Genomic DNA, 25,719 nt, shown 5'->3' on the forward strand with positions numbered 1-25,719 from the left:
TCGAACACCCGGGTTCCCTCCCAGCCGAGCTTCAGACGAGATTCCCCACTCTTCAGACGAGCTTCAACACTGCAAGGAGCCGCACCTGTGAGCAGTGCCGACGACCAGACCACGACGACCAGCAGCGAGCTGCGCGCCGACATCCGCCGCCTGGGCGATCTGCTCGGTGAGACCCTCGTACGGCAGGAGGGCCACGAGCTCCTGGAACTGGTCGAGAAGGTCCGCCGCCTGACCCGCGAGGACGGCGAGGCCGCCGCCGAGCTGCTGCGCGGCACCGAACTGGAGACCGCCGCCAAGCTGGTCCGCGCCTTCTCGACCTACTTCCACCTCGCCAACGTCACCGAGCAGGTGCACCGCGGCCGCGAGCTGCGCGCCCGGCGCGCCGCCGACGGCAGCCTCCTCGCCCGCACCGCGGACCGGCTCAAGGACGCCGACCCCGAGCACCTGCGCCAGACGGTCAAGAACCTCAACGTCCGCCCGGTCTTCACCGCGCACCCCACCGAAGCGGCCCGCCGCTCCGTCCTCAACAAGCTGCGCCGCATCGCTGCCCTCCTGGAGACCCCGGTCATCGAGGCCGACCGTCGCCGCCACGACACCCGCCTCGCCGAGAACATCGACCTCGTGTGGCAGACCGACGAGCTCCGGGTCGTCCGCCCCGAACCCGCCGACGAGGCCCGCAACGCCATCTACTACCTGGACGAACTGCACGCCGGCGCCGTCGGCGACGTCCTGGAGGACCTCACCGCCGAACTCGAACGCGTCGGCGTCGTCCTCCCCGACGAGACCAGGCCGCTCACCTTCGGCACCTGGATCGGCGGCGACCGCGACGGCAACCCGAACGTCACCCCCGACGTCACCTGGGACGTCCTGATCCTCCAGCACGAACACGGCATCAACGACGCCCTGGACCTCATCGACGAACTCCGCGGCTTCCTGTCGAACTCCATCCGCTACACCGGCGCCAACGACGACCTCCTCGAATCCCTCCAGAACGACCTGGGACGCCTCCCGGAGATCAGCCCCCGCTACAAGCGCCTCAACGCCGAGGAGCCCTACCGGCTCAAGGCCACCTGCATCCGCCAGAAGCTGGAGAACACCAAGCTCCGCCTCGCCAAGGGAACCGCCCACGAGGACGGCCGCGACTACCTCGGCACCGCCGAACTCCTGCGCGACCTCATCCTCATCCAGGCCTCCCTGCGCGAACACCGCGGCGGACTCATCGCCGACGGCCGGATGAACCGCACCATCCGCACCCTCGCCGCCTTCGGCCTCCAGCTCGCCACCATGGACGTCCGCGAACACGCGGACGCCCACCACCACGCCCTCGGCCAGCTCTTCGACCGCCTCGGCGAGGAGTCCTGGCGCTACGTGGACATGCCGCGCGACTACCGCGCCAAGCTCCTCGCCAAGGAACTGCGCTCCCGCCGCCCGCTCGCCCCGACCCCGGCCCCCCTCGACGCCGCCGGCAACAAGACGCTCGGCGTCTTCGAGACCGTCAAGAAGGCCCTGAAGATCTTCGGGCCCGAGGTCATCGAGTCGTACATCATCTCGATGTGCCAGGGCGCCGACGACGTCTTCGCCGCCGCCGTCCTCGCCCGCGAGGCCGGACTGCTCGACCTGCACGCCGGCTGGGCGAAGATCGGCATCGTGCCGCTCCTGGAGACCACCGACGAGCTCAAGGCCGCGGACACCATCCTGGAGGACATGCTCTCCGACCCCTCCTACCGCCGCCTCGTGGCGCTGCGCGGAGACGTCCAGGAGGTCATGCTCGGCTACTCCGACTCCTCCAAGTTCGGCGGCATCACCACCTCGCAGTGGGAGATCCACCGCGCCCAGCGCCGGCTCCGCGACGTCGCCCACCGCTACGGCGTACGCCTGCGCCTCTTCCACGGCCGCGGCGGCACCGTCGGCCGCGGCGGCGGCCCCTCGCACGACGCGATCCTCGCGCAGCCCTGGGGCACCCTGGAGGGCGAGATCAAGGTGACCGAGCAGGGCGAGGTCATCTCCGACAAGTACCTGGTCCCCTCGCTCGCCCGCGAGAACCTGGAACTGACGGTCGCCGCCACCCTCCAGGCATCCGCTCTGCACACCGCGCCCCGCCAGTCCGACGAGGCGCTGGCCCGCTGGGACGCGGCGATGGACGTCGTCTCCGACGCCGCCCACTCCGCCTACCGGCGGCTCGTCGAGGACCCGGACCTGCCGACGTACTTCCTCGCCTCCACACCGGTCGACCAGCTCGCCGACCTGCACCTGGGCTCGCGGCCCTCCCGCCGCCCCGGCTCGGGCGTCTCGCTCGACGGACTGCGCGCCATCCCCTGGGTCTTCGGCTGGACCCAGTCCCGGCAGATCGTGCCCGGCTGGTTCGGCGTCGGCTCCGGCCTCAAGGCACTGCGCGAAGCCGGCCTGGACACCATGCTCGACGAGATGCACGAGCAGTGGCACTTCTTCCGGAACTTCCTCTCCAACGTCGAGATGACCCTCGCGAAGACCGACCTGCGGATCGCCCGCCACTACGTCGACACCCTCGTCCCCGACGAACTCAAGCACGTGTTCGCCGTCATCGAGGCCGAGCACGAGGTCACCGTGCGCGAGGTGCTGCGCATCACCGGCGGGAAGAAGCTGCTCGACACCAACCCGGTGCTCCAGCAGACCTTCTCCATCCGCGACGCCTACCTGGACCCGATCTCCTACCTCCAGGTCGCCCTCCTCAAGCGCCAGCGCGACGAGGCCGCCGCCGGCCAGGAACCCGACCCGCTGCTCTCGCGGGCCCTGCTCCTGACGGTCAACGGCGTCGCCGCGGGCCTGCGCAACACCGGCTGAGCCCCCCGCCGGGCGGCACCGCCCGGCGGAACACGAAGGCGCCCTCCCCGTCCGTCCGGACAGGGAGGGCGCCTTCGGCGTCTCCTGGGGGGTGAGGACCTGCCTCAGAGCGGCTACAACGCCACGAACGCGGCCGTCAGCAGGGCCAGACCCGCACCCGCCATCACCCAGCCCAGCCGCGTCAGCCGCAGCCCGCCCGCGACCACCACCGACGCCAGCAACAGGGCACCGGCCAGCGGCGACCACGCGTACAGCAGACCCGCCGGACCGCTGCGGACCACCTCGTCACTGTCCGGCTTCACCGTCACCGTGTACGTCCGGCCCTTCCGCACCGCGGGCTCCTGGTCGATACTCACCCGGTCCCGCGCCCGGTAACCCGGCGACAGCGGCGTGAACGGCCCCCAGCACGTCCCGTCCGCACACGACACCACCGCCAGCGTGCCCCGCTCCCGCCCCTTGCCCAGCATCACGTGCTGAGCGGTGCCCCAGGAGGCCCAGACACCCGCGACCAGGATGAGCAGCGTGACCGCGCCCATCGCCGCGAGCCGCCCGAGACGCAGCGCCGCGTACGCGCTCTGACGGGAGGTGACAGCAGGCATGGCGGGGATCATTGGCCATGGCTGAGCGCTCGGTCAACTCCGGCGGGGACAAGTCCACAGTTGTACCCGCACATCGACCGCCGTCCGAGCCGTTCGGCCGCCCGGCCCGACCTCAGGAGTTGTACGTGCTCTGCGCCCGCTCCAGACCCTCGATCACCAGAGCCTCCACCGCGTCCGCCGCCCGGTCCACGAAGTAGTCCAGCTCCTTGCGCTCCGCCGACGCGAAATCCTTCAGCACGAAATCCGCCACCTGCATCCGCCCCGGCGGCCGCCCGATCCCGAACCGCACCCGGTGATAGTCCGCGCCCATCGCCTTCGTCATCGACTTCAGCCCGTTGTGACCGTTGTCGCCGCCCCCCAGCTTCAGCCGCAGCACGCCGTAGTCGATGTCCAGCTCGTCATGGACCGCCACGATGTTCCCCGTCGGCACCTTGTAGAAGTCCCGCAGCCCCGTCACCGGACCACCCGACAGGTTCATGTACGACATCGGCTTGGCCAGGATCACCCGCCGGTTCGCCGGACCCGGCGGCCCGATCCGGCCCTCGATCACCTGCGCCTGCGCCTTGCCGGCCCGCTTGAACTTCCCCCCGATCCGCCCCGCCAGCAGATCGGCCACCATGAAGCCCACGTTGTGCCGGTTCATGGCGTACTCCGGGCCCGGATTGCCCAGGCCCACGATCAGCCAGGGCGCGGTGGCGTCGGTCGTCACGTCCGTCTCTCCCATGTGTCCTTGATACGCGACAGCCGCCGCCCCTGACAGGAGCGGCGGCCGGCACAGCTGCGGATGGCGGCGAGGATCAGGCCTCGGCGGACGCGGTCTCCGCGGAGTCGTCCTCGGAAGCCGGCTCCTCGGCCTGCGCGGAGAGGACCTGGAGGACGACCGCGTCCTCGTCGATCGCCAGCGTGGTGCCCTTGGGGAGCGGGATGTCCTTGGCGTGGATGGAGGCACCGGCCTCCAGGCCCTGGATGGAGACGGTGACCGACTGCGGGATGTGCGTGGCCTCGGCCTCGACGGTCAGCGTGTTCAGGACGTGCTCCAGCAGGAAGCTGCCCGGGGCCAGCTCACCCTCGGTCTGCACGAACACCTCGACGGTGACCTTCTCGCCGCTCTTCACGAGAAGCAGGTCGACGTGCTCGAGGTAGCCCTTGATGGCGTCACGCTGGACGGCCTTCGGGATCGCCAGCTCGGTCTTGCCCTCGATGTCCAGGCTCAGCAGGACGTTCGGCGTACGCAGCGCGAGCTGCAGCGCGTGGCCCGGCAGCGTGATGTGGACCGGCTCCGTGCCGTGACCGTAGACGACCGCGGGAACCTTGCTCTCACGGCGGATGCGACGGGCGGCACCCTTGCCGAACTCGGTGCGGTTCTCGGCGGCGAGCTTGACCTCGGACATGTTCACTCCTCGTAGAACTGGGAAACCTGGCGAAAGAGGTCACCCGGCCAAACCATCGGCCTGCTACGAAGAGCGCGTCGATAACGGACCGCCGTACCCGCCGATGACAGCGGAACGGCCTCCCTCGCCGAGCAACTGTGACAGCTTACGGGGCGGGGAGGCCGTACAAGAAATCGATCTAGAGGACCGGCGGAACCGAGGCCTACTGCTCCTCGAACAGGCTCGTCACCGAACCGTCCTCGAAGACCTCACGCACCGCGTTCGCGATCGTCGGCGCGATCGACAGCACCGTGATCTTGTCGAGCTCCAGCTCGCCCGGCGTCGGCAGCGTGTCCGTGAACACGAACTCACTGACCTTCGAGTTCTTCAGACGGTCCGCCGCGGGACCCGACAGCACACCGTGCGTCGCCGTCACGATGACGTCCTCCGCACCGTGCGCGAACAACGCGTCCGCCGCGGCACAGATCGTGCCACCCGTGTCGATCATGTCGTCGACCAGGATGCACACCCGGCCCTTCACGTCACCGACCACCTCGTGCACGGTGACCTTGTTCGCCACGTCCTTGTCACGACGCTTGTGCACGATCGCCAGCGGCGCGTCCAGACGGTCGCACCAGCGGTCCGCCACCCGCACCCGGCCGGCGTCCGGCGAGACCACCGTCAGCTTCGACCGGTCCACCTTGGCACCCACGTAGTCCGCCAGGATCGGCAGCGCGAACAGATGGTCCACCGGGCCGTCGAAGAACCCCTGGATCTGATCCGTGTGCAGATCCACCGTGAGGATGCGGTCCGCGCCCGCCGTCTTCATCAGGTCCGCGATCAGACGCGCCGAGATCGGTTCACGCCCACGGTGCTTCTTGTCCTGACGCGCGTAACCGTAGAACGGCACGATCACCGTGATGCTCCGCGCGGACGCCCGCTTCAGAGCGTCGATCATGATCAACTGCTCCATGATCCACTTGTTGATCGGAGCCGTGTGGCTCTGCATCAGGAAGCAGTCGGCCCCACGGGCGGACTCCTGATAGCGGATGTAGATCTCACCGTTCGCGAAGTCGAAGGCCTTCGTCGGGACAACCCCGACACCCAGCCTGTGGGCGACCTCCTCGGCAAGCTCGGGGTGGGCGCGGCCGGAGAAGAACATCATCTTCTTCTCGCCGGTCGTCTTGATCCCGGTCACAGCACTGTCTCCTCAGAGGTCTACTCAGTGGGCACGAGAGGTCGTCTCAGCTGGGTTGCGAGAGGCCGTCTCAGCTGGGGTGTGCGTTTATCACGGTACGCCGTCCCAGACGCACCGCTTTCCGGTCAGCCTTCGCTTTCCGTCCCCCGGGCAGCCGTCTCCGCGGCCTTCGCCGCCGCGCTCCCGGGACGCTTACGGGCCACCCAACCCTCGATATTCCTTTGCTGGCCACGGGCCACGGCCAGCGAACCGGGCGGCACGTCCTTCGTGATGACCGACCCCGCCGCGGTGTACGCGCCGTCCCCGACCGTGACAGGAGCCACAAACATGTTGTCCGAACCCGTCCGGCAGTGCGAACCGATCGTCGTGTGGTGTTTGTCCTGTCCGTCATAGTTCACGAACACACTGGCGGCCCCGATGTTCGAGTACTCGCCGATCGTCGCGTCCCCGACATACGACAGATGCGGAACCTTCGTCCCCTCACCGATCGTCGCGTTCTTCGTCTCCACGTACGTGCCGACCTTCGCCTTCAGGCCCAGCCGCGTCCCCGGACGCAGATACGCGAACGGCCCCACCATCGCCTGCGGACCCACCTCGGCACCGTCCGCCACCGTGTTGTCCACCCGGGCGCCCGCACCCACCCTGGTGTCCTTCAGACGGCAGTTGGGGCCCACCTCGGCACCCTCCGCCAGATGCGTCGCACCCTGCAACTGCGTCCCCGGATGCACGACCGCGTCCTGCTCGAACGTGACCGTCACATCCACCCACGTCGTCGCCGGATCCACGACACTCACACCGGCCAGCATCGCCTCGGTGAGCAGCCGGTCGTTCAGGATGCGGCGCGCCTCGGCCAGCTGCACCCGGTTGTTGATGCCGGCGATCTCCCGGTGGTCGCCCGCCACGGCCGCGCCCACGCGGTGCCCCGCCTCGCGCAGGATCCCGAGGACGTCCGTCAGGTACTCCTCGCCCTGGCTGTTGTCCGTCCGCACCTTGCCCAGCGCGTCCGCGAGGAGCTGCCCGTCGAAGGCGAAGACGCCGGAGTTGATCTCACGGATCGCACGCTGCGAGTCGCTCGCGTCCTTGTGCTCCACGATCGCGGTGACCGCGCCGCTGGCGCCGTCCCGCACGATGCGGCCGTAGCCGGTGGCGTCGGGCACCTCGGCGGTCAGCACCGTCACGGCGTTGCCGTCGGCGGCGTGCGTCTCGGCGAGCGCGCGCAGCGTCCCGCCGCTGAGCAGGGGGGTGTCCCCGCAGACCACGACGACGGTGCCGGCCACGCCGCCGCCCAGCTCCTCCAGGCCCATCCGCACGGCGTGCCCGGTGCCGTTCTGCTCGGCCTGCACCGCGGTCCGCACGGCCGGGTCGATCTCCGTGAGGTGGGCGACGACCTTCTCGCGGGCGTGACCCACGACGACGACCAGGTGCGCGGGGTCCAACTCACCCGCCGCGGCGAGCACATGACCGACGAGGGAACGGCCACAGATGTCGTGCAGGACCTTGGGTGTGGCCGATTTCATACGGGTGCCCTCACCCGCTGCGAGAACGACGACGGCTGCCGGGCGATTGGCGCTCACGGGAATGCCCTTCGGCTTCGGATGCTTGGGGTGTGGACATCCGCAGGATACCGGGGCGTATCAGGAGGGATATGAGAGCGGGCCCTGACTGTGGTGTCAGGGCCCGAACCAGCGACCTGTGCGCTGTGGCTCCCCCGCAAGGATTCGAACCTTGTCCTACTAGTACCAAAAACTAGTGTGCTGCCAGTTACACCACGGGGGATGGCCCTTGAGACCTTACCCGAGTCGGGTCTGCGTATGGGCCACGATTCCGCCCCACCAGCCTTCGATGCGGCAGTAGAGATCGGCTCCCTGCAACACGCGGATGACCAAGCAGCCGCGGTACGCGTCGCCGACGTTCTTGCGAACGGTCTTGGGGTTGTGCTTCTTGAGCGTTGTCGGGAGGAGAGTGGAGGCATCGATTCCGACGAGGTCGGCCCAGTACCTCTCCGACATGTCCACATCTGCGGTCTCGTGGATCATGACACGGAAGCGCAGCCGTTCTCGGGAGACGCCGAGCAGGTCCAGCCAGGCAAGGTAGAGCTGAATGACTCCTGGATCGCTGTTGACGAAGGCAACTGTTTCGCGGCGTTGGTAGGGCTTGCTCTTCTGGCCCTCGGCCCAGTAGAGGGCGACCCCGGCCATGAACAGTTCCCGGTCGGAGAGTCCTCCGATGGACTCCGCAGCCTGACGCTTGGTCTCCTTGCGCACCTGATCCTGCTCGGCTCGCAGGCGAGCCAGCCCCGCGTTCATGCGTGCACGTTGTTCCTCCGGGGTGCAGCGAGGCTCCGGTCGGGGGAGATGCCGCACCCAGAGTGATACGGAACTCTTCGAGCAGCCCAACTCGGCCTGAATTTCGTTATACGTCCAGCCTTGCCTTCGAAGCTCGCGAGCCCGCTCTCGCAGGGCGTCCTTCGCGTTGGGGCGCTTCGTCCACTCCGGGGGCGGTTGGCCTGCCACCAGCCGCTGGAGGGTCTCGTTGTTGCGGATGTGCAGTTCCTCCCGGATCTGCCGGAGGCTGAGCCCGGCCCGCCGCAGGGCGACCGCCTGGTCCCGAAGGCCGTCGAAATCTGCGTGCTTGCTTTCTGCATGTGCCATGTGCATATCGTCCGGACGGAATCGGACGTTCCGGGGCCGAACAGTGAGTCAGCCAACAGTTCGAGGGATAACTGCTGATTTCGCTTCTGTTCGAGGGGGTGGGTGGTGTAGGCCAGTAGGTGAAACTCACCGGAAAAGGGGCGGGGCCCGCCCGTAGGCTGGAGTCATGACCACGACGGGGGAAGAGCACACCGCGGCCGGGACCGGCCCGTGGTGGTGGGTCAGGTGGCGCAGTGCCGTGCTGGACGCGGGGCTCGCGCTGGCGTCCGCGGCCGAGTGCGGCGGCGAGGGGGTCAGGTTCGCGCACGACGCGGGGCTGCCCGTCCCGATCGGCGTCGTGTTCGGGGTGATCGCCGGGTCCGTGCTGCTGGTGCGCCGGAAGTGGCCGATCGCGGTCGTGCTGGTGTCGATCGCGATCACGCCCGCCCAGATGGGGTTCCTGATGGGCCTCGTCGGGCTGTACACGCTCGCCGCCTCCGAGCTGCCGCGCCGGATCACCGCCGCGCTGGCGGCGATGTCCTTCGCCGGCATGCTGATCGTGACGTTCGTGCGGACCCACCAGGGTGTGATGAGCGGCGACGTGACGATGGGGGACTGGTTCGTCCCCTTCGCGTCGATCACGACCGCGATCGGCATGACCGCGCCGCCCGTGCTTCTCGGTCTGTACATGGGGGCGCGGCGCCGGCTGATGGAGAGCCTGCGGGAGCGGGCGGACTCGCTGGAGCGTGAGCTGCAGTTGCTCGCCGAGCGGGCGGAGGAGCGGGCGGAGTGGGCCCGTAACGAGGAGCGCACGCGGATCGCGCGGGAGATGCACGACGTCGTCGCGCATCGTGTGTCCCTGATGGTCGTGCACGCGGCCGCTCTTCAGGCGATCGCCCGCAAGGATCCCGAGAAGGCCGTGAAGAACGCCGCGCTGGTGGGGGACATGGGGCGGCAGGCGCTCACGGAGCTGCGGGAGATGCTGGGTGTCCTCCGGACGGGGAACGGGCGGGACGCGCGGGTGCCGTCGGCTTCCTCTTCCTCTTCCTCTTCCTCGGTCCCGGCGGTGTCGGCGGTGCCGTTGGCGGCGGTGGGCGCGGCGGCGGCTGTGGCGGCCTCGCGGGCGGCGGACGGGTCCGGGTCCGGGGCTGGTGCGGGTGCGGGCGGTGTCGTGGAGGGGCCGTGTCTCGCGGAGCTCGACGAGCTGATCGGGCAGTCGGCGGCGGCCGGGATGGTCGTGGCGCTGTCGGTCGAGGGGGACGTGCGGGCGTATGCGCGGGAGATCGAGCAGACCGCCTACCGGGTGGTGCAGGAGGCGTTGACGAACGTCCACAAGCACGCGGCGGGTGCGAAGACGTATGTGCGGCTGGCGCATCGGATGTCCGAGATCGCGATGCAGGTGGAGAACGAGTGTCCGCCGGAGGTGGGGGCGGGGTCGTCGGTGCGGTTGCCCAGTGGGGGGAACGGGTTGCTGGGGATGAAGGAGCGGGTGGCGGCGTTGGGGGGCGTGTTCGTGTCGGGGCCGACGGACGCGGGGGGATTCCGCGTGTCGGCGGTGATCCCGGCGTAGCCCTCCGGGTGGGTTGCGGTTGGCGTGTCCGTCCGGTGGTGGTGGTGGGTTGCGGCTGTGGTTTCGGTTGCCGTGCCGTGCCGTGCTGTGCAGTGCCGGTCCGGACCAGACCGCTCCGCTCCGGTGCTGGGTTGCGGTGCCCGTCCGGTGGGGGGTCGGGGCCGTGCCGGTACATCCGCCCGTCGCCGCTGAATCAGACGTCGGTCGAAGGGGATCGCTGCTCGATCCGGACGTAAGCGACGGGCATCTGATGTACCGGCACGGCCCCTCCCGCCGGACGCCGACCGCAGGGGGCGGGTGGTTGAGCGTGGCCCTTGCCCGGGATGCCAAGTGCGGGTCGTGGGTGGCTGAGTGCCGGCCCTCCCGCCGGACGCCGAGTGCGGGGGGCGGGTGGTTGAGCGTGGCCCCTCGCCCGGGACGCCGAGTGCGGGTCGTGGGTGGGTGGGTGCGGTCCGTCGCGTGCTGGGGGTGGGTGGCTCCCCGTCCCGGACGCCGGCTGCGGGGCTCAGGCGGCTGGGTGCCGTCCCTTGCTCGGACGTCGACCGCAGGGGTGGGTGGCTGAGCGACGCCCCTCGCTCCGGACGTCGAGTGTGGGTCGTGCGTGGCTGGGTGCGGGCCCTTGGGTGGGGGGGGAATCAGCCCCTCCGGCGTTTGAGGGGCGGGGGCCGGGGTGGATGGGGCGAGGGAAGGTTGGGGGGCTACGTCGTTGTGAGGCGGGTGGGGGGTGTGCCGGCGAGGAGGGTGGCGAGGGCCGCGTCGATGTGCGCGCCCACGTACCAGTCGCCGGTGTGGTCGAGGGCGTAGACGCGGCCCTCGGCGTCGATGGCGAGCAGGGCGCGGGAGTCGGACTCCTCGCCGAGGGGGCAGACCTCGGTGTCGAGGGCGCGGCCGAGATCGGCGAGGGTGCGGGCGAGGTGGAGTCCGTGCAGCGGGTCGAGGTCGAGTGCGGCGGGTGCGACCTGGCGTCCGGGGCCCGCGGCGGTGACGTGCAGCCCTCCGAACTCCGCCCACGCCTCGACCGCCGCCGGGAACACGGCGTGCCGGTGTCCGGCGGGCGACGCGTGGCCTCGTAGGGCGTCCGCCCAGTACTCGGCCTGCTTTATGTCCCAGCGGCCGGGCTGCCATCCCGCGGTGCGCAGCGCGGAGTCCACGGGTTCGGGGAAGCGTGTCGACGTGGGTCCCCCGGGCCCGGGGGGAGCGGTGAGCTTGGAGGAGGAGCGTTCTGCTTGCATCTGCCGTTCGTTCGTCGGGGGATGGGACGGTTGCGTCGCGGGACGCCGTTGGTGGATACGTGCGCGGGGGTGGGGGATGTTCAGGCGTCCTGTGCCGACGGGTCGACGATGCGGACGCCGAAGTGGTCGCTGAGGGCGGTGCAGGAGCGGCAGGGTGCGGCGAAGCTGCCGTGCAGGGGGTCGCCGTCCTCGCGGATGCGGCGGGCGGTGAGTTTGGCCTGCTTGAGGGCCTTGCGGGCTTCGCCGTTGGTCATCGGCTTGCGGGCGGCGCGCTTGCTGCGGTCGGCGTCGGCGGAGGCGATGTGCCGGGAGATGAGGATGGCCTCGGCGCAGCGGCCGGTGAAGCGGTCGCGCTGGGCGTTGGTGAGGGTGTCGAGGAAGTCCTGGACCAGAGGGTGAAGCGCGGGTGGCTGGTCGCCGCGGGCGGCGGTGCCGGTGAGGGTGGCGCCGCGGACGGAGAGGGCTGCGGCGACGGTGGGGAGTATGCCGTCGCGTCGGTGCAGGAGGACGGGGGTGTGCGGTGCCTCGGTGCTGCTCCAGCCGACCCGGGGATCCCCGGACGTGCCCGTATGCGTCGCGCTCATGATCTTTTTCCCTCCCGTGCATCCCCCGGTGCGGAGACAGACTGCCAAATGCCGTGGCCTGTGCGGAAGCTGGGGCGTCGCGACACGCCCGGTCTTCGGCTGTGGGTCACGGCGGGGTGACGGCTGGTCACGGAACCGGAGGCCCGGTGACCGGTGTCGTACGACCGCATAGGCTGTCGACATCCGGGCTCCATCCAGCTACTGAGAACGCCGCAGGGGGCAACAGCGATGACGACAGGTCGGCTCGGGCTGGGGGCACCTCCCAGCCGCCAGGCCGGGGGGCAAGCCGTGCCGCCGAACGCGGCCTATGCCGGGCAAGTCGTGCATTTTCCGGATCCTGTCCGGGCGTCCCGCCATCCCAGGGGTGTGCGGATCGACGAGCACGGCTATCCCGACTTCTCGCTCTACGCGCGTGCTGCCGCGGAGATCGCCGAGCCCCCGGAGGGGTTCGGCGTCGACGAGTTGCGGCTGACGGACTATGTGTCGGCGAACGCCGCTCTGGCCGCGGCCGGGCACGATCTGTGGGACACGATCCCGTCGGTGGCGACGCCGCACGGGTGGACGTGGCACCACGTGGCGGGGACCAGGCGGCTGGAGCTGGTGCCGGTCGAGGTCAAGGCGTTGCTGCGGCATCACGGTGGTGTGGCGACGACGGCCGTGGACCAGGAGAAGCGGGGGACGCGGCCCTTGCAGGAGACGCGGCCCGCGCACTTCGGGCTGCCGAGGTCGTCGGTGGCGGTGACGGAGGAGCAGGTGCAGGGGGTCGAGGAGGATCTCGGCTACCGGTTGCCGGGCGCCTATCGGTCGTTCCTGAAGGCGGCGGGCGGTTGTGCGCCGGTGGGTGCCGCGCTCGACGCGGAGTTGGGGCTGCTGGTGGACCAGCCGTTCTTCACGGTGCGGGACGAGGCCGCGGTGAACGACCTGGTGTATGTCAACAAGTGTCTGCGCGACCATCTGACCAAGGACTACCTGGGTGTGGGGTTCGTGCAGGGTGGTCTGCTGGCGGTGAAGGTGAAGGGTGACCGGATCGGGTCGGTCTGGTTCTGCGCGTTCGACGATGCCCGTGACGAGGACGCGTGGCCGCCGGCCGAGCGGGTGCAGCGGTTGTTGCTGCCGTGCGGTGAGGACTTCGACGCGTTCCTGTCCCGGCTCGCGGGCAATCCGCCGGAGCTGGAGACGGTGGCCAATCTGATGGTGGACGGCGGTTTCGCGTACGCGGTGCCCGTCGCGTCGGACTCCGAGGGGCCGGCGGCGGCTTCGGTGTCCTCCGTTTCTTCGGTGGGGGAGTGAGCTTGCGATGGTGACGTTCGCGCAGGCGCAGGAGCGCGCCGAGGAGTGGATCAACGGGGACGTGCCCGGCTACCAGCATCGTGAGGTGCGGGTGCGGGAGTTCGAGCTCGGTTTCGTGGTGTGGGCGGAGGACCGGGCCGAGGGGCCGCGTTCCGACGGGGGCGCGCAGCGGCTGGTCATCGCCCGGGACAGCGGGGAGGCCACGTTGTGGCCCGCGTTGCCGGTGGGTGAGGTGATCCGCCGGTACGAGGAGGAGTACGGGGTGCCGGACGGTGCTCCGGAACCGGCGCCGGAGCCTGCGGCGCGGGTGGATTTGAACCAGACGTCGTTCCTGCTGAGTCCGCCGGAGTGGTTGCAGGAGGCCGCGGACCGGATGGGTATTCCGGACCGGCGTGCGGGGGCGGGGTCGTCGGTGTCGGACGGGGCGGGTTCCCGTCCGGCCGCCGCTGCCGCCGCTTCGGGGGACGGGTCCGTGAACGGTGCTTCGGGGGGCGGGAGTTCGCTTCCGGGTGCATCGGGGCATTCGGGGGCGCGCGGCGCTCCTTCCGCGCCGGGGGAGCGTGCTGTTTCCGCGCCGTCGGCTCCGGTTCCGCCGTCCTCTCCCTCGTCGGCCACTCCGCCGCCGGGTGTGCCGTCCGCTCCGGGTGGTGCCACGCCGTGGCCGGCCGCAGCGACCTCCGACGACGCGGATCCGGGCCTGCGCGACACGACGCCGGGAGTGCCCGCCGACGCGACGCCGTGGGCCGGGACGGACACGAACGCCGATGCGGGCGACGATCGTTCCGTACCGCTGCCGGCGACCGTGTTCGCGCCGCCGCTGACCGGCTCCGACGATTCCGGCACCCCGCCGCCCGCCGCGCCGCCGGAGGCCAAGACGGCTCTGATGTCCGGGGGCAGTCAGCTTCCGCGCACCGCCATGGCCCCGAAGGTCGAGCAGCCCGGTTCCGGTACGCCGTCCGGCGCCTCGCAGGGACACGGCGAGCCCGCGGGTCCGCCGCCCGCGGCGCCCTCGTACGGCTATCCGCAGGGTCCGGGCGCGGGTCCGGGCACTCCGCCGCCCGGTGCGCCCGTTCCCGGTGGTCCGCAGGGGACGCCGCCCGCGTACGGGTTCCCGCACGGGCCCGGCACGCCGCCGCCCGCCGCTCCGCAGGCTCCGGGTGCTCCCGGTACGCCGCCCGCGGCGCCGGCGCGGTCGCTGCCGCCGCACGCCGGTGACATCGCCGACGCCGCGACCAGCAAGGCCCAGCCGCCGCGCGGGGCGCGCGCAGCCGGGGCGGGGACGCCGCATCCGCCGAGCGCTCCGGGTGTGCCGGGTGCGCGGCCGGGCAGCGTGCCGCCGCCCGGGCCGGGTGCTCCCGGTGCCCCCGCGGGCGGGTACGTGCCGACGAGTCTCGTGCCGCAGCTCGGCCCCGACGGGCCCGACGGCCCCTCGGGCGCGCCTCGGCCTCCCGCAGCCACGCCTGCGGGTGACGGTGTGCACCATGCCGCGACGATGCTGGCGGGGCCGTCCGTGGGCGGTCCCGGCGCTCCGCAGCCGCCGGCCACCCCGGGCGTGCCCGGTGTGCCGGCCGCTCCCTGGCAGCAGAACGGTCCCGGTGCGCCGAACACGCCGGGCGGCACGCCTCCCGGTGACGGTGTGCACCATGCCGCGACGATGTTCGCCGGGCCGCCCGTTGGCGGCCCGGGCGCTCCGCAGCCGCCGGGTGCTCCCGGTGCTCCCGGTGCGCCGCAGCCTCCCGGGGGCATGCCCCCGGGAGGGGCGCACCACGCGGCGACGGTGTTCGGAGGTCCCCCGGTCGGGGGCCCCGGGGCGCCGCTCCCGCCGCAGGCTCCCGGCACGCCGCCGGGGATCCCCGGGCCGTTGCCCGGTCAGCAGCCGCCCGCGTACGGCTATCCGCAGGCGGCGCAGCCGACCGTCGGGCCCGGCTACCAGGCCGTGTTGCGCTACCGCGCGCAGGACGGTTCGGAGCAGCAGCTGATCCGCCGGTCCGCGCCGGGCACTCCGCACCCGGAGTGGCAGATCCTGCACGAACTGCGCGCGATGAACGTGCCGCCGCAGCAGGTGCTGGAACTGCATACGGAGCTGGAGTCCTGTGAACTGCCGGGCGCCTACTGCGCGCGGATGATCCGCGAGACCTGGCCGCAGGCGCGGATCACGAGCATCGCGCCGTACGGCACCGACCACGCGAGCCGGCAGCAGGGGATGCATCAACTCCTGTCGCATCAGGGTGAGTTGCACCAGGTGGCGGACGGGCCCGCGCGTCCCGCGCCGGTCCGGGCGCCGATCCCGCCGGTGCACCCCGCGCCGCCGGTCCCGCCGGAGGCGATCGGGCAGGAGCTGGCGGCGGCGTTCGGGCCCGGCGTGTTCCGGTTCGACCAGGGCGCCGTGTCGCGGCAGGGGGTGCCCGACATCGTGGCGCACACCCTGGTCGTGGCCGGGCTGCCGCTCGACATGGGGCCGTTCTTCTGGGCGCAGGCCCAGCCGGGCCGGCCCGTGCCGACGCTCGCCGAGCTGGCGCAGGAGCGCGGGGTGGCGGCCGGTCCCGACGCGGGCTCGTACCTCGTCATGGGCAGCGACTTCGGCCGGGCGATCTGTGTCCAGTACGGCACGGCGAACATCGTCGCGGTGCCGGTGGAGGCCGGTCCGGGCGGTGCTCCGGTGCCGCCGCAGTTCGTGAACACGGGACTGCCCGAGTTCGCGCGCTGCCTCGCGCTGCTCGGCCGGATGTGGCGGCTGCGGTTCGGGCTCAACCAGGAGCAGGCGGGCCGTTGGACCGTCGACTTCCAGGCCCAGCTCGCCGCGCTCGACCCCGCGGCGCTCGGTTCGCCCGAGAGCTGGTGGTCGGTCCTGCTGGAGCAGATGTGGGACGGGCTGCTGTAGCCGCGGTGCGGCGGTAGCGGTAGCGGTAGCGGAGGGGCGGCGGCAGGACCGCTGCGGAGAACGGACGAGGCGTCCGCCCGGTGACGGGGCGGGCGCCTCGTCGCGTGTGCGGGGCTCGGGGCGCGCGGCGTGAGGGGACGCGCCGTGCGGGGGTCCGTACGAAGGGTCGGGTGCCCTCTTTCCGTGCCCGGCGCGCCGCCTCACCGCGAGCCCCTGACCTCAAATGACGCGTGAATGACCTCTTCGCGTCCGAACCTGCGGGCGGAGTGTCGCGTTATGAACACTTCCGTGTGATCCATCAAGATGTGCGCCAAATCGTCATTTTGTGTGGGTCGGCGGAGAGGGGTCAAAGGATGAGCAGCACATCGGTGTCGCCGCACGGCTTCATGGCCGTACGGGGACGTGGTTACCGTCCCGAACAGGTCGACGCGTACGCCGCGGCGCTCTCCGGGGACCGCGACGCCGCCTGGGAGCGGGCCGCCCGGCTGACCGTGCTGGAGAAGGAGATGGAGGCCGAGGCGGAGCGGATGCGGGAGACCGTGGCCGGCCTCGCCCCGCAGACGTACGACGAACTCGGCGAGCGGGCCCGGCGGATCTTCCGGCTCGGCGAGGAGGAGGCCGAGGCGCTGCGTGAAGCGGCGCGGCAGGGGGCCCGGGCGGCGGTGGAGGAGGCCGAGGCGGCGGACCGCGCGGTACGGGAGGCGGCGCGGGCGTACGCCGAGGAGGTGTGCGGCGAGGCCGAGGAGCGCGCCCGGCAACGGCTGTTGGCCGCACGGGCCGAGGCCGACGACGTACGGATCTCCGCGCGGCGCGAGGTCAAGGAGAACCGGGGCGAGGCACTGACCGCTCTGCGTGAGGTGCGCCGGCGGACCGAGGGGCTCCTCGTCGAGCAGGAGAAGGAGCAGGCGGCGCGCTGGGCGGAGGCCGAACGGGCCGCCGCCGAACGGGAGGCCGCGTTCGAGGCGCATCACGACGACCGGGTGGCCCGCGCCGAGGCCGCGCTCGCCGAGGCCGCCGGTGCCCTCGCCGAGGCGGAGGAGTCGGACCGGCGCCGTCAGGAGGAGGCGGAGGTGCGGGCGGCCGAGGTGCTCGCCGAGGCGCGGGCCCGCGAGGAGCGGATCGCCCGGGAGACAGAGCGGGTGCTGCGTGAGCACGGGGAGCGGTGGGACGACGTACGGGCCCACATGGACCACGTACGCAGCAGCCTCACGTCCCTGACGGGGCGCGCCCCCGCGGAGTAGCCCCGTCCCGCGAGGCCGCCGCCGCCGCGGAGTAGCCCCGTCCCGCGAGGCCGCCGCCGCCGCGGAGTAGCCCCGTCCCGCGAGGCCGCCACCGCCGCGGAGTAGCCCCGTCCCGCGAGGCCGCCACCGCCGCGGAGTAGCCCCGTCCCGCGAGGCCGCCGCCGCCGCGGAGCAGGCGCGCTTCGCGAGGCAGCCACCGCTCAGGAGGCGCGCTCCGCGAGGCCGTCTCCGCCGCTCCGGGACGGGGGTCCCACCCGGCCCGTCCGTCCCGGTGCGCGGGTGAGGGGTCCCGGAGCCCCTCACCTTCCCCTCCGCACCGCCCCCGCCAGGATCCAGCCCTCCACCGCCTCGTACTGACGGCGCTGTTCCTCCGCCTTGCGCCGGCCCGAGACCACCGTGCCGAGCCAGCCGTAGGCGAAGCCCAGCGGGATCGAGACGATGCCCGTGGTGGTGAACGGGAACCAGTTGAAGTCGGCGTCCGGGAAGGCCGCGGTGGGGGAGCCGGAGACGAGGTTGGTGCCGGGCATGAGGAGCAGGACCGTGAGCGTGCCGCCGATGAGGGTGGCGAGCAGGCCGGTCCGGGTGTAGCGGCGCCAGAAGAGGCTGTAGACGAGCGCGGGCGCGATCGCGGAGGCGCCGAGGCAGAACGACAGCGTGATCAGGGGCTGCAGGCTGCGGTGCTGGGCGAGGGTGGCGAGCAGGATGGCCGGTCCGCCCACCGCCAGCGCGGAGAGGCGGGCGAGGAGCATCTCGCGGCGCGGGGAGAGTTCGTCGTCGTGGCGGCGGCCCCGGAAGAGCCGGCTGTGCGCGAACACGTCGTGGGCCAGGGAGTTGGCGCAGGCCAGGATCATCCCGGCGACGGAGGCGAGCAGGGTCAGGAAGATCGCCGTGGTGACGGTGGTGAAGAGCAGGGTCTCGGCGGTGGAGACGGACGCGCCGAAGACGCTCCGGGACCCCAGCAGGTAGGCCGTGTTGCCCTGCGGGTCGCCCGCGATGATCACGTCCCGCCCGACCAGGGCGGTGGCCCCGAACCCGATCACGCTGATGATCAGGACGAACAGCGCGACGCACGGCACCGCCCAGGACAGCGAGCGGCGCACCTGCCGGGCGCTGCCGGCCGTGTACATGCGCATGGTGACGTGCGGGAGGCAGGCGCCGCCGAGGACGACCGTCAGCTCCGAAGTGATCATGTCCAGGCGGGGGTTGGGGCCGCCCGCGAACTGGAGCCCGGAGTGCAGGTAGGCGGCGCCGACGCCGCTGTTGGCGGCGGCGCTGTCGAGGAGCGCGCCGGGGTTCCAGTCGAAGCGGTTCAGGACGAGGGCGGCCACCACGGCGCCCGAGCCGAGCAGCATCACGATCTTCAGGATCTGGATGAGGGCGGTGCCCTTCATGCCCCCGATCGCCGCGTAACTGATCATCAGCGCACCCAGGCCGATGACGCAGCCGGTCTTCAGCGAGTCGCTGGAGAAGCCGAGGATGAAGGCCAGCAGATCACCGGCGCCCGCGAGTTGGACGAGCATCAGCGGCAGCAGCGCGACGATGGTCACCGCGCAGGCCGTGTTGCGGACGGCGCGGCCGGGAGTGCGGCGGGCGAGGGCGTCGCCCATGGTGAACCGGCCCGCGTTGCGCAGGGGTTCGGCCAGCAGGAACATCAGCAGCATCAGGGACAGGGCGGTGCTCAGGGCGAGGACGACTCCGTCGTAGCCGGCCAGGGCGATGACGCCGCCGGTGCCGAGCACGGTCGCCGCGGAGATGTAGTCGCCGGCGATCGCGAGGCCGTTGCGCATCGGGGAGAGCGATCCGTACCCGGTGTAGAACTCGTCGAGGTCGTCGCGGTCCGGGCCGGTCATCACGCACAACAGGAGCGTGATCGTGGCCACGGCGGTGAACGCCACCAGCGACATCGTCTGCGCGGAACTGCTGAACCCGGTCATCATGCCGCCTCCCGCCGTGCGTCCAGTTCGGCCTGTTTACGGATCCGGTCGGCGATCGGGTCGACGCTCCGGCGGGCGGTGTGCTCGTAGAGCACGATCGCCAGGCAGGTCACGGGGACCTGGAGCAGGCCGAGGAGCAGTCCGGTCGACAGTCCGCCGGACACCGTGCTCGTCATCAGCGACGGGGCGAACGCCGACAGGACGAGGAACAGCGTGAAGTAGCCGAGCGCGGTGAGGGTCGCGACACGGCGCTGCCGGCGGTAGGCGCCGCGCAGCACTCTGATGTCGCTGTGCTGTCCGAGCGCGCGATGGCGCGGCACCCGCCGCCGGACCGGCTCGGGCGGCTTCGGCCGGGGCTGCCAGGGATAGGTCAGCTGCGGCTGGTCCGGTCGGTACGGCGGGTCCGGTTGGTACGGGGGGCGCGCTCGAGGCGGCCGGTACGCGGGATACGCGGGGTTTTCCGGAGGCTGGGGAGGTGGGTTCGGCGGACTCTGTCCGTCGGGCGGGTTCTGCCGGTACGGCTGATGCGGGTGCTGCTGACGTGGCCTTGGGTGCTCGGGGGACGAGAATGCGTCGGGCATCCCGGTTCTCCTTGCGTGGCTCGGGTCCGGTGCGGGACCGCAGGGAGCTGGGGGGTGAGCAGCGCACGCTACTCGTAGGTAGCTCGCGCGCGTAGCGGTTTCACCGAACTGGTCGGTCGGTATGCGCTTACTTCAGTGACCTGGGGTGTTACCCGCGTTCACCTGTGGAGTTCCGCTGGAGTTCCGGAGGGGTTTCGCCGGCCTTCAGGTGTGGGGCCGGAGTGCATCGAGTGGGAGGTGGGGTGTGCACGCGCTTTCTCCGGGTGCGGCCGGTGCCGGGGCCGGGCGGTGCCGGGTCCGGGCGGTACCCGGTCCGGCGGCTCCTCGACGGGCCGGGTGCGCGCCGGTGTTCGGATCCCGGCTCCCGGGTGACCCGGTGCCGGCCCGCGTTCAGTCCGTGGCGTCCTTGAGGACGGGGAAGCGGCGCGGTGCGACGAGCAGCAGGACCAGGAAGGCGAGGGCGGCGGCCCCCGCGGCACCGAGATAGACGGCGTGGACGGCGTCGGCGACCGCGTGCCGAAGATGTCCGGCCGGTGCGCCCGAGTCGAGGGCCCGGGTCACCGCGTCGAGGTCTCCGGCGCCGCCGAGCCGTGCGGCCAGCACTCCGTTGGCGACGGCGCCGAACAGGGCGGCGCCCAGGGTCTGTCCCGTCTGGCGGCAGAAGAGGACGGAGGCCGTGGTCGTACCGCGTTCGGCCCAGCCGACGGTGGACTGGACGCCGATGATCAGGGGCAGCTGGAAGAGCCCGAGCGCGCCGCCGAGCAGCAGCATCAGCAGCGCGGGCTGCCACGGCTCACCGGGATACGGGAGGAAGGGGAAGGCGAGCAGGAGGAGGGTGGCGGTGCCGATGCCGAGCATCGCGGTGTTGCGGAAGCCGATCCGGCGGTAGACGTGCTGGCTGAGCGCCGCGGACACCGGCCAGCTCAACGTCCAGACGGAGAGCACGAATCCGGCGGCCACCGGGGCGAGACCGAGGACGGCCTGCGCGTAGGTGGGCAGGAAGACCGTCGGCGCGACCATGAGCAGGCCCAGGGCACCGAGGGCCAGGTTGACCGCGGCGATCGTCCGGCGGCGCCACACCCATCCCGGGATGATCGGCTCGGCGGCGCGCCGCTCGATAGCCACGACGACGCCGACCAGCGCGAGTCCGGCGGCGAACAGGGCGAGCGAGGGCGCCGACAGCCAGCCCCAGGCGACACCTCCCTGCACGAGGGCGGTCAGCAGGACGCCGCCGCAGGCGAACACGGCGAGGGCGCCCGCCCAGTCGATGCGGGGCCGGCGGGTCAGCGGGGCCCGCTGCGGTTCGTGCAGGTGGCGGACGATCAGCCACAGGGCGACGGCGCCGATCGGCAGGTTGATGAGGAAGATCCACCGCCAGTCGGCGTACGCGGCGAGGACGCCGCCGAGAGCGGGGCCCGCGATCGCCGAGGTCGCCCACACCGTGGACAACTTGGCCTGGATCCGGGGGCGTTCCTTCAGCGGGTACAGGTCGGCTGCGAGGGTCTGCACGGTGCCCTGGAGGGCGCCGCCACCCAGCCCCTGCACGACCCGGAAGGCGATGAGCGCGGCCATGTTCCAGGCGGTGGCGCAGAGCAGCGAGCCGAGGAGGAAGACGGCGGCGCCCGTGACGAGGACCGGTTTGCGGCCGAAGGTGTCGGACAGCTTGCCGTAGACGGGGAGCGTGACCGTGACGGCCAGCAGGTAGCCCGAGAACAGCCAGGAGAACACGGAGAACCCGCCGAGGTCGCCGACGATCTGCGGTACGGCCGTCGACACGATCGTGGAGTCGAGTGCGGCCAGCCCCATCGCCAGCATGAGCGCGGCGACGACGGCACGTCGGCGCCGGTCGTCCGCGCGGTCCCTGACGGGCGGCTTCTCCCGTACGACCGGTATCCCGGTGTCCCCCTCGCCCACGGGACTCCTTCCCCCTGCGTCCGTCTGCCGGGACCAGCTTGCCACTCGGCGATCGGGTCGCGGGAGGGCGGACTCCGGTGGGCCCGGGGGTGGACGCGACCCCGAGGAGTTGTCCACCGAAGGGTGGAGGTCCCCTAGGGGGACCTCCTTACTACGGGTCGGGGAGGGTTCGTCCCGGCGGAGGACGAGACAGGCCGGGGTGCTTCCTTAACCTGGCTTTACGTCGTCGGAGGGCGGGTTCGCCGGGTACGGACCACACCTTGGGGGGTGGGGTTTTCCCCAGCAGAAGACGGGGCCGTGCACCAGCGCGCCCGACCCTCCGCCGGCACCAGACTTACGGACGTAGGCAGCGCACCACACCGGGGGCAGCGCGAACACCGCCGTCCTTCCCGACCGTTCGAGACCTTCGCAGCCCAGCAGCTCGCCCTGTTGGCCGACATAGGAGACATACCGTGACATCGGCTGTAACCATTCCCAGGCACGGGGGCACTGGAGGGCGTACGGCCGTTGCCGCGCGAGCGCGGCAGGTCGTCAAGGCGTACGGCTCGGGGGAGACCCGTGTCGTCGCCCTCGACCACGTCGACGTGGACATCGAGCGGAGCCGCTTCACCGCGATCATGGGCCCCTCGGGGTCCGGCAAGTCCACGCTGATGCACTGCCTCGCCGGCCTCGACACCGTCACCTCCGGCCAGATCTTCCTCGACGAGACCGAGATCACCGGCCTCAAGGACAAGAAGCTGACACAGCTGCGCCGGGACCGGATCGGGTTCATCTTCCAGGCGTTCAACCTGCTGCCGACGCTGAACGCCCTGGAGAACATCACGCTCCCGATGGACATCGCGGGCCGCAAGCCCGACAAGGCGTGGCTCGCCCAGGTCGTCGAGACCGTCGGACTCGCGGACCGGCTCAAGCACCGCCCGAACCAGCTCTCCGGCGGCCAGCAGCAGCGCGTCGCGGTGGCCCGGGCACTGGCCGCCCGCCCCGAGATCATCTTCGGTGACGAGCCGACCGGAAACCTCGACTCCCGGGCCGGCTCCGAGGTGCTGGGCTTCCTGCGCCGCTCGGTGGACGACCTCGGCCAGACCATCGTGATGGTCACGCACGACCCGGTGGCCGCCTCCTACGCGGACCGCGTGCTGTACCTCGCCGACGGCCGGATCGTCGACGAGATGCACCAGCCGACGGCCGACCAGGTCCTCGACCGCATGAAGGACTTCGACTCCCGCGGGCGGACGTCATGACCGTCCTCAGGACCTCGATGCGCAACTTCTTCGCGCACAAGGGACGCATGGCGCTGTCCGCCGTGGCCGTCCTGCTGTCGGTGGCCTTCGTCTGCGGCACCCTGGTGTTCACCGACACCATGAACACGACGTTCGACAAGCTCTTCGCGGTCACCTCGTCCGACGTGACCGTGCTGCCGAAGGCGGCGAAGAGCGACGACACCCCGCAGAACGGCAAGCCCGAGTCGGTGCCGGACTCCACCCTGGCGCAGGCCAGGCAGGCGGACGGCGTCAAGTCGGCCGAGGGTGCCGTCAGTTCGATGAACGTGACCGTCGTGAACAGCGACAACAAGAACATGGGCTCCACGACCGGCGCCCCGACCATCGCCGGCAACTGGACGCACAACGACCTGCGTTCCATGGAGATCACCTCCGGTCACGCCCCGCGCGGACCGACCGAGGTGATGGTCGACGCCGACACCGTCGACAAGCACCACCTGAAGATGGGCGACGAACTGCGCACCATCGCCGTCACCGGCGACTTCAAGGCCAGGATCGTCGGCATCGCCACCTTCAAGGTGACCAACCCCGGTGCCGCCGTCGTCTACTTCGACACCGCGACGGCCCAGCGCGAACTCCTCGGCTCCACCGGCCGGTTCACGCAGATCAACGTCACCGCGGCGCCGGGCGTCCCGGACGGGCGCCTCAAGCAGAACGTCTCCACCGCGCTCGACGGGTCCTACAAGATCCAGACGCAGAAGGAGAACGCCGACGAGAACCGCAAGGGCGTCGGCGAGTTCATGAACGTCATCAAGTACGCCATGCTCGGCTTCGCCGGGATCGCGTTCCTGGTCGGCATCTTCCTGATCATCAACACCTTCTCGATGCTCGTCGCCCAGCGCACCCGCGAGATCGGCCTGATGCGCGCCATCGGCTCCTCCCGCAAGCAGGTCAACCGCTCCGTACTGGTCGAGGCGCTGCTGCTCGGCTTCATCGGCTCCGTCCTCGGCGTCGCCGCCGGCGTCGGCCTCGCGGTCGGCCTGATGAAGCTCATGTCGTCCATGGGCATGGACCTCTCCACCCGTGACCTGACCGTCAAGACGGCCACCCCGGTCATCGGCATGATCCTCGGCGTCGTCGTCACCGTCCTCGCCGCCTATCTCCCGGCCCGGCGCGCCGGGAAGGTCTCCCCGATGGCCGCGCTGCGCGACGCCGGCACCCCGGCCGACGGCAGGGCCGGTCTCGTCCGCGGACTGATCGGCCTGGCGCTGACCGGTGCCGGAGCGTTCGCCCTGTACACCGCGGCCACCGCGGACAAGGCGAGCGACGGTTCGCTCGTGCTCGGCGCGGGCGTCGTGCTCACCCTGATCGGCTTCGTGATCGTCGGCCCGCTGCTGGCCGGCGGCGTGGTCCGGGTGATCAGCGCGGTCCTGCTGCGGATGTTCGGCCCGGTCGGCCGGCTCGCCGAGCGCAACGCACTGCGCAACCCGCGCCGCACCGGCGCCACCGGCGCGGCCCTCATGATCGGCCTGGCCCTGGTCGCCTGTCTGTCGGTGGTCGGCTCGTCCATGGTGGCCTCCGCGACCGACGAGCTCGACAAGTCGGTCGGCGCGGACTTCATCGTCCAGGGACAGCAGCGGATCGTCCCGCAGGCCGAGAAGGCCATGCAGGACACCCCGGGCCTGGAGCACGTCACCCGCTACAAGGACCTCGCGGCCAGGATGACCTCGCCGGACGGCAAGGTCGACGACTACGAGATCACCGCGGCCGACCCCTCGTACGCCCAGGACCTGCGGCGCAAGACGACCGCCGGTGAGCTGTCGGCGGCGTACGGCACGAACGCCATGTCGGTCGGCTCGGACTACGCCAAGAAGCACCACGTCAAGGTCGGCGACACCCTGAGCGTCGCCTTCAAGGGCGGCTCCACGGCGAAGCTCGAGGTCGCGGCCATCACGGACGACGACGTCGCCATCGACCAGGGCGCCCGCTACACCAGCATCGAGACGATGAAGAAGTACGTGCCGGCGAGCAAGATCCCGCCGAACGAGATCATGTTCGCCAAGGCCAGGGAAGGGCAGCAGAAGCAGGCCTACGCGGCCCTGAAGAAGGCCATGGAGCCGTACCCGCAGTACCAGGTGCGCGACCAGACCGACTACAAGCAGGAGCTCAAGGACCAGGTAGGCCAGCTTCTGAACATGGTCTACGGCCTGCTGGGCCTCGCGATCGTGGTCGCCATCCTCGGAGTGGTCAACACCCTGGCGCTGTCGGTCGTCGAGCGGACCCGCGAGATCGGCCTGATGCGCGCCATCGGCCTCTCTCGCCGCCAGCTGCGCCGCATGATCCGCCTGGAGTCGGTCGTCATCGCCCTCTTCGGCGCCCTCCTCGGACTGGGGCTCGGCATGAGCTGGGGCGCCACCGCCCAGAAGCTCCTCGCCCTGGAGGGTCTGAAGGTGCTGGACATCCCGTGGCCGACGATCATCGGGGTCTTCATCGGCTCGGCCTTCGTGGGCCTGTTCGCCGCCCTGATCCCGGCGTTCCGGGCGGGCCGGATGAACGTCCTGAACGCCATCGCCACCGAGTAGCCGGCGATCACGGCCGGGGACGGCCGCACCGGACCACCGCGCACGGGGGTCGCGGCGGACGGGCCCGGTCCGA

Annotated in this window: 18 protein-coding genes and 1 tRNA gene; 7 read left to right on the forward strand and 12 right to left on the reverse strand. The window is 71.4% G+C overall.

Annotated features, from left to right (window positions below):
* Positions 1–87: 87 nt before the first annotated feature.
* Positions 88–2,820 carry a phosphoenolpyruvate carboxylase gene (gene ppc / locus ACIRQH_RS15135; protein WP_358817542.1) on the forward strand — a complete coding sequence of 911 codons (2,733 nt, stop codon included), beginning with the start codon at positions 88–90 and terminating at the stop codon, positions 2,818–2,820.
* A 113-nt stretch (positions 2,821–2,933) separates the two neighbouring features.
* Here ppc and ACIRQH_RS15140 read toward each other — a convergent pair whose 3' ends face one another.
* The 7 genes from ACIRQH_RS15140 to ACIRQH_RS15170 all read right to left on the reverse strand — a co-directional run bounded on the left by ACIRQH_RS15140 (position 2,934) and on the right by ACIRQH_RS15170 (position 8,638).
* Positions 2,934–3,431 carry a hypothetical protein gene (locus tag ACIRQH_RS15140; protein ID WP_388874419.1) on the reverse strand — a complete coding sequence of 166 codons (498 nt, stop codon included), beginning with the start codon at positions 3,429–3,431 and terminating at the stop codon, positions 2,934–2,936.
* A 100-nt stretch (positions 3,432–3,531) separates the two neighbouring features.
* Entirely contained in the window at positions 3,532–4,143 is a 612-nt protein-coding gene (gene pth / locus ACIRQH_RS15145; protein ID WP_358817544.1) for an aminoacyl-tRNA hydrolase, read from the reverse strand.
* Positions 4,144–4,216: 73 nt separating this feature from the next.
* Positions 4,217–4,810 (reverse strand): 50S ribosomal protein L25/general stress protein Ctc, encoded by a 594-nt coding sequence (locus tag ACIRQH_RS15150; protein ID WP_358817545.1) that lies wholly within the window; start codon positions 4,808–4,810, stop codon positions 4,217–4,219.
* A gap of 202 nt (positions 4,811–5,012) precedes the next feature.
* The gene (locus ACIRQH_RS15155) at positions 5,013–5,987 is read right to left on the reverse strand and encodes a ribose-phosphate diphosphokinase (protein WP_358817546.1); all 975 of its coding nucleotides are present in this window, start codon (positions 5,985–5,987) and stop codon (positions 5,013–5,015) included.
* A gap of 125 nt (positions 5,988–6,112) precedes the next feature.
* Positions 6,113–7,561 (reverse strand): bifunctional UDP-N-acetylglucosamine diphosphorylase/glucosamine-1-phosphate N-acetyltransferase GlmU, encoded by a 1,449-nt coding sequence (gene glmU / locus ACIRQH_RS15160; RefSeq protein WP_388930759.1) that lies wholly within the window; start codon positions 7,559–7,561, stop codon positions 6,113–6,115.
* A gap of 126 nt (positions 7,562–7,687) precedes the next feature.
* Positions 7,688–7,763 (reverse strand) — tRNA-Gln (locus ACIRQH_RS15165).
* 14 nt (positions 7,764–7,777) lie between these two features.
* Positions 7,778–8,638 carry a helix-turn-helix domain-containing protein gene (locus ACIRQH_RS15170; protein WP_404226077.1) on the reverse strand — a complete coding sequence of 287 codons (861 nt, stop codon included), beginning with the start codon at positions 8,636–8,638 and terminating at the stop codon, positions 7,778–7,780.
* 166 nt (positions 8,639–8,804) lie between these two features.
* Here ACIRQH_RS15170 and ACIRQH_RS15175 point away from each other — a divergent pair, with 166 nt between their 5' ends.
* Complete coding sequence (locus ACIRQH_RS15175; protein ID WP_388874411.1) at positions 8,805–10,187, forward strand: sensor histidine kinase; 1,383 nt, start codon at positions 8,805–8,807, stop codon at positions 10,185–10,187.
* A 698-nt stretch (positions 10,188–10,885) separates the two neighbouring features.
* On the opposite strand, the gene ACIRQH_RS15180 is transcribed toward ACIRQH_RS15175, so the two are convergent.
* Complete coding sequence (locus ACIRQH_RS15180; protein WP_358817550.1) at positions 10,886–11,419, reverse strand: SUKH-3 domain-containing protein; 534 nt, start codon at positions 11,417–11,419, stop codon at positions 10,886–10,888.
* Positions 11,420–11,499: 80 nt separating this feature from the next.
* Positions 11,500–12,003, reverse strand: coding sequence for a YwqJ-related putative deaminase (locus tag ACIRQH_RS15185; protein ID WP_358817551.1), 504 nt, complete (start codon positions 12,001–12,003; stop codon positions 11,500–11,502).
* A 228-nt stretch (positions 12,004–12,231) separates the two neighbouring features.
* On the opposite strand from ACIRQH_RS15185, the gene ACIRQH_RS15190 reads away from it, so the two are divergent.
* The 3 genes from ACIRQH_RS15190 (at position 12,232) to ACIRQH_RS15200 (ending at position 17,415) form a co-directional block, all read left to right on the forward strand.
* Positions 12,232–13,293, forward strand: coding sequence for an SMI1/KNR4 family protein (locus ACIRQH_RS15190; RefSeq protein ID WP_404226170.1), 1,062 nt, complete (start codon positions 12,232–12,234; stop codon positions 13,291–13,293).
* Positions 13,294–13,300: 7 nt separating this feature from the next.
* Complete coding sequence (locus ACIRQH_RS15195) at positions 13,301–16,174, forward strand: SUKH-4 family immunity protein (protein WP_404226080.1); 2,874 nt, start codon at positions 13,301–13,303, stop codon at positions 16,172–16,174.
* A gap of 353 nt (positions 16,175–16,527) precedes the next feature.
* A complete protein-coding gene (locus ACIRQH_RS15200; protein WP_404226082.1) occupies positions 16,528–17,415 on the forward strand; it encodes a cellulose-binding protein in 888 nt (295 codons plus the stop codon).
* 299 nt (positions 17,416–17,714) lie between these two features.
* On the opposite strand, the gene ACIRQH_RS15205 is transcribed toward ACIRQH_RS15200, so the two are convergent.
* The 3 genes from ACIRQH_RS15205 to ACIRQH_RS15215 all read right to left on the reverse strand — a co-directional run bounded on the left by ACIRQH_RS15205 (position 17,715) and on the right by ACIRQH_RS15215 (position 21,823).
* On the reverse strand, positions 17,715–19,349 hold the full coding sequence (locus tag ACIRQH_RS15205) for a cation acetate symporter (RefSeq protein WP_404226172.1): 1,635 nt from the start codon (positions 19,347–19,349) through the stop codon (positions 17,715–17,717).
* A complete protein-coding gene (locus tag ACIRQH_RS15210; RefSeq protein WP_388874501.1) occupies positions 19,349–19,723 on the reverse strand; it encodes a DUF485 domain-containing protein in 375 nt (124 codons plus the stop codon). Before ACIRQH_RS15210 ends, ACIRQH_RS15205 begins: the two co-directional genes overlap by 1 nt.
* Before the next feature lie 597 nt (positions 19,724–20,320).
* On the reverse strand, positions 20,321–21,823 hold the full coding sequence (locus ACIRQH_RS15215; protein WP_358817605.1) for an MFS transporter: 1,503 nt from the start codon (positions 21,821–21,823) through the stop codon (positions 20,321–20,323).
* Positions 21,824–22,296: 473 nt separating this feature from the next.
* On the opposite strand from ACIRQH_RS15215, the gene ACIRQH_RS15220 reads away from it, so the two are divergent.
* Both ACIRQH_RS15220 and ACIRQH_RS15225 read left to right on the forward strand, forming a co-directional pair.
* Positions 22,297–23,085 carry an ABC transporter ATP-binding protein gene (locus ACIRQH_RS15220; RefSeq protein ID WP_355872349.1) on the forward strand — a complete coding sequence of 263 codons (789 nt, stop codon included), beginning with the start codon at positions 22,297–22,299 and terminating at the stop codon, positions 23,083–23,085.
* Positions 23,082–25,646 (forward strand): FtsX-like permease family protein, encoded by a 2,565-nt coding sequence (locus tag ACIRQH_RS15225; RefSeq protein ID WP_358817554.1) that lies wholly within the window; start codon positions 23,082–23,084, stop codon positions 25,644–25,646. The genes ACIRQH_RS15220 and ACIRQH_RS15225 overlap by 4 nt, the downstream gene beginning before the upstream one ends.
* Positions 25,647–25,719 lie beyond the last annotated feature (73 nt).

The sequence above is a fragment of the Streptomyces sp. NPDC102279 genome (genome assembly GCF_044766365.1).
Lineage (GTDB): Bacteria > Actinomycetota > Actinomycetes > Streptomycetales > Streptomycetaceae > Streptomyces.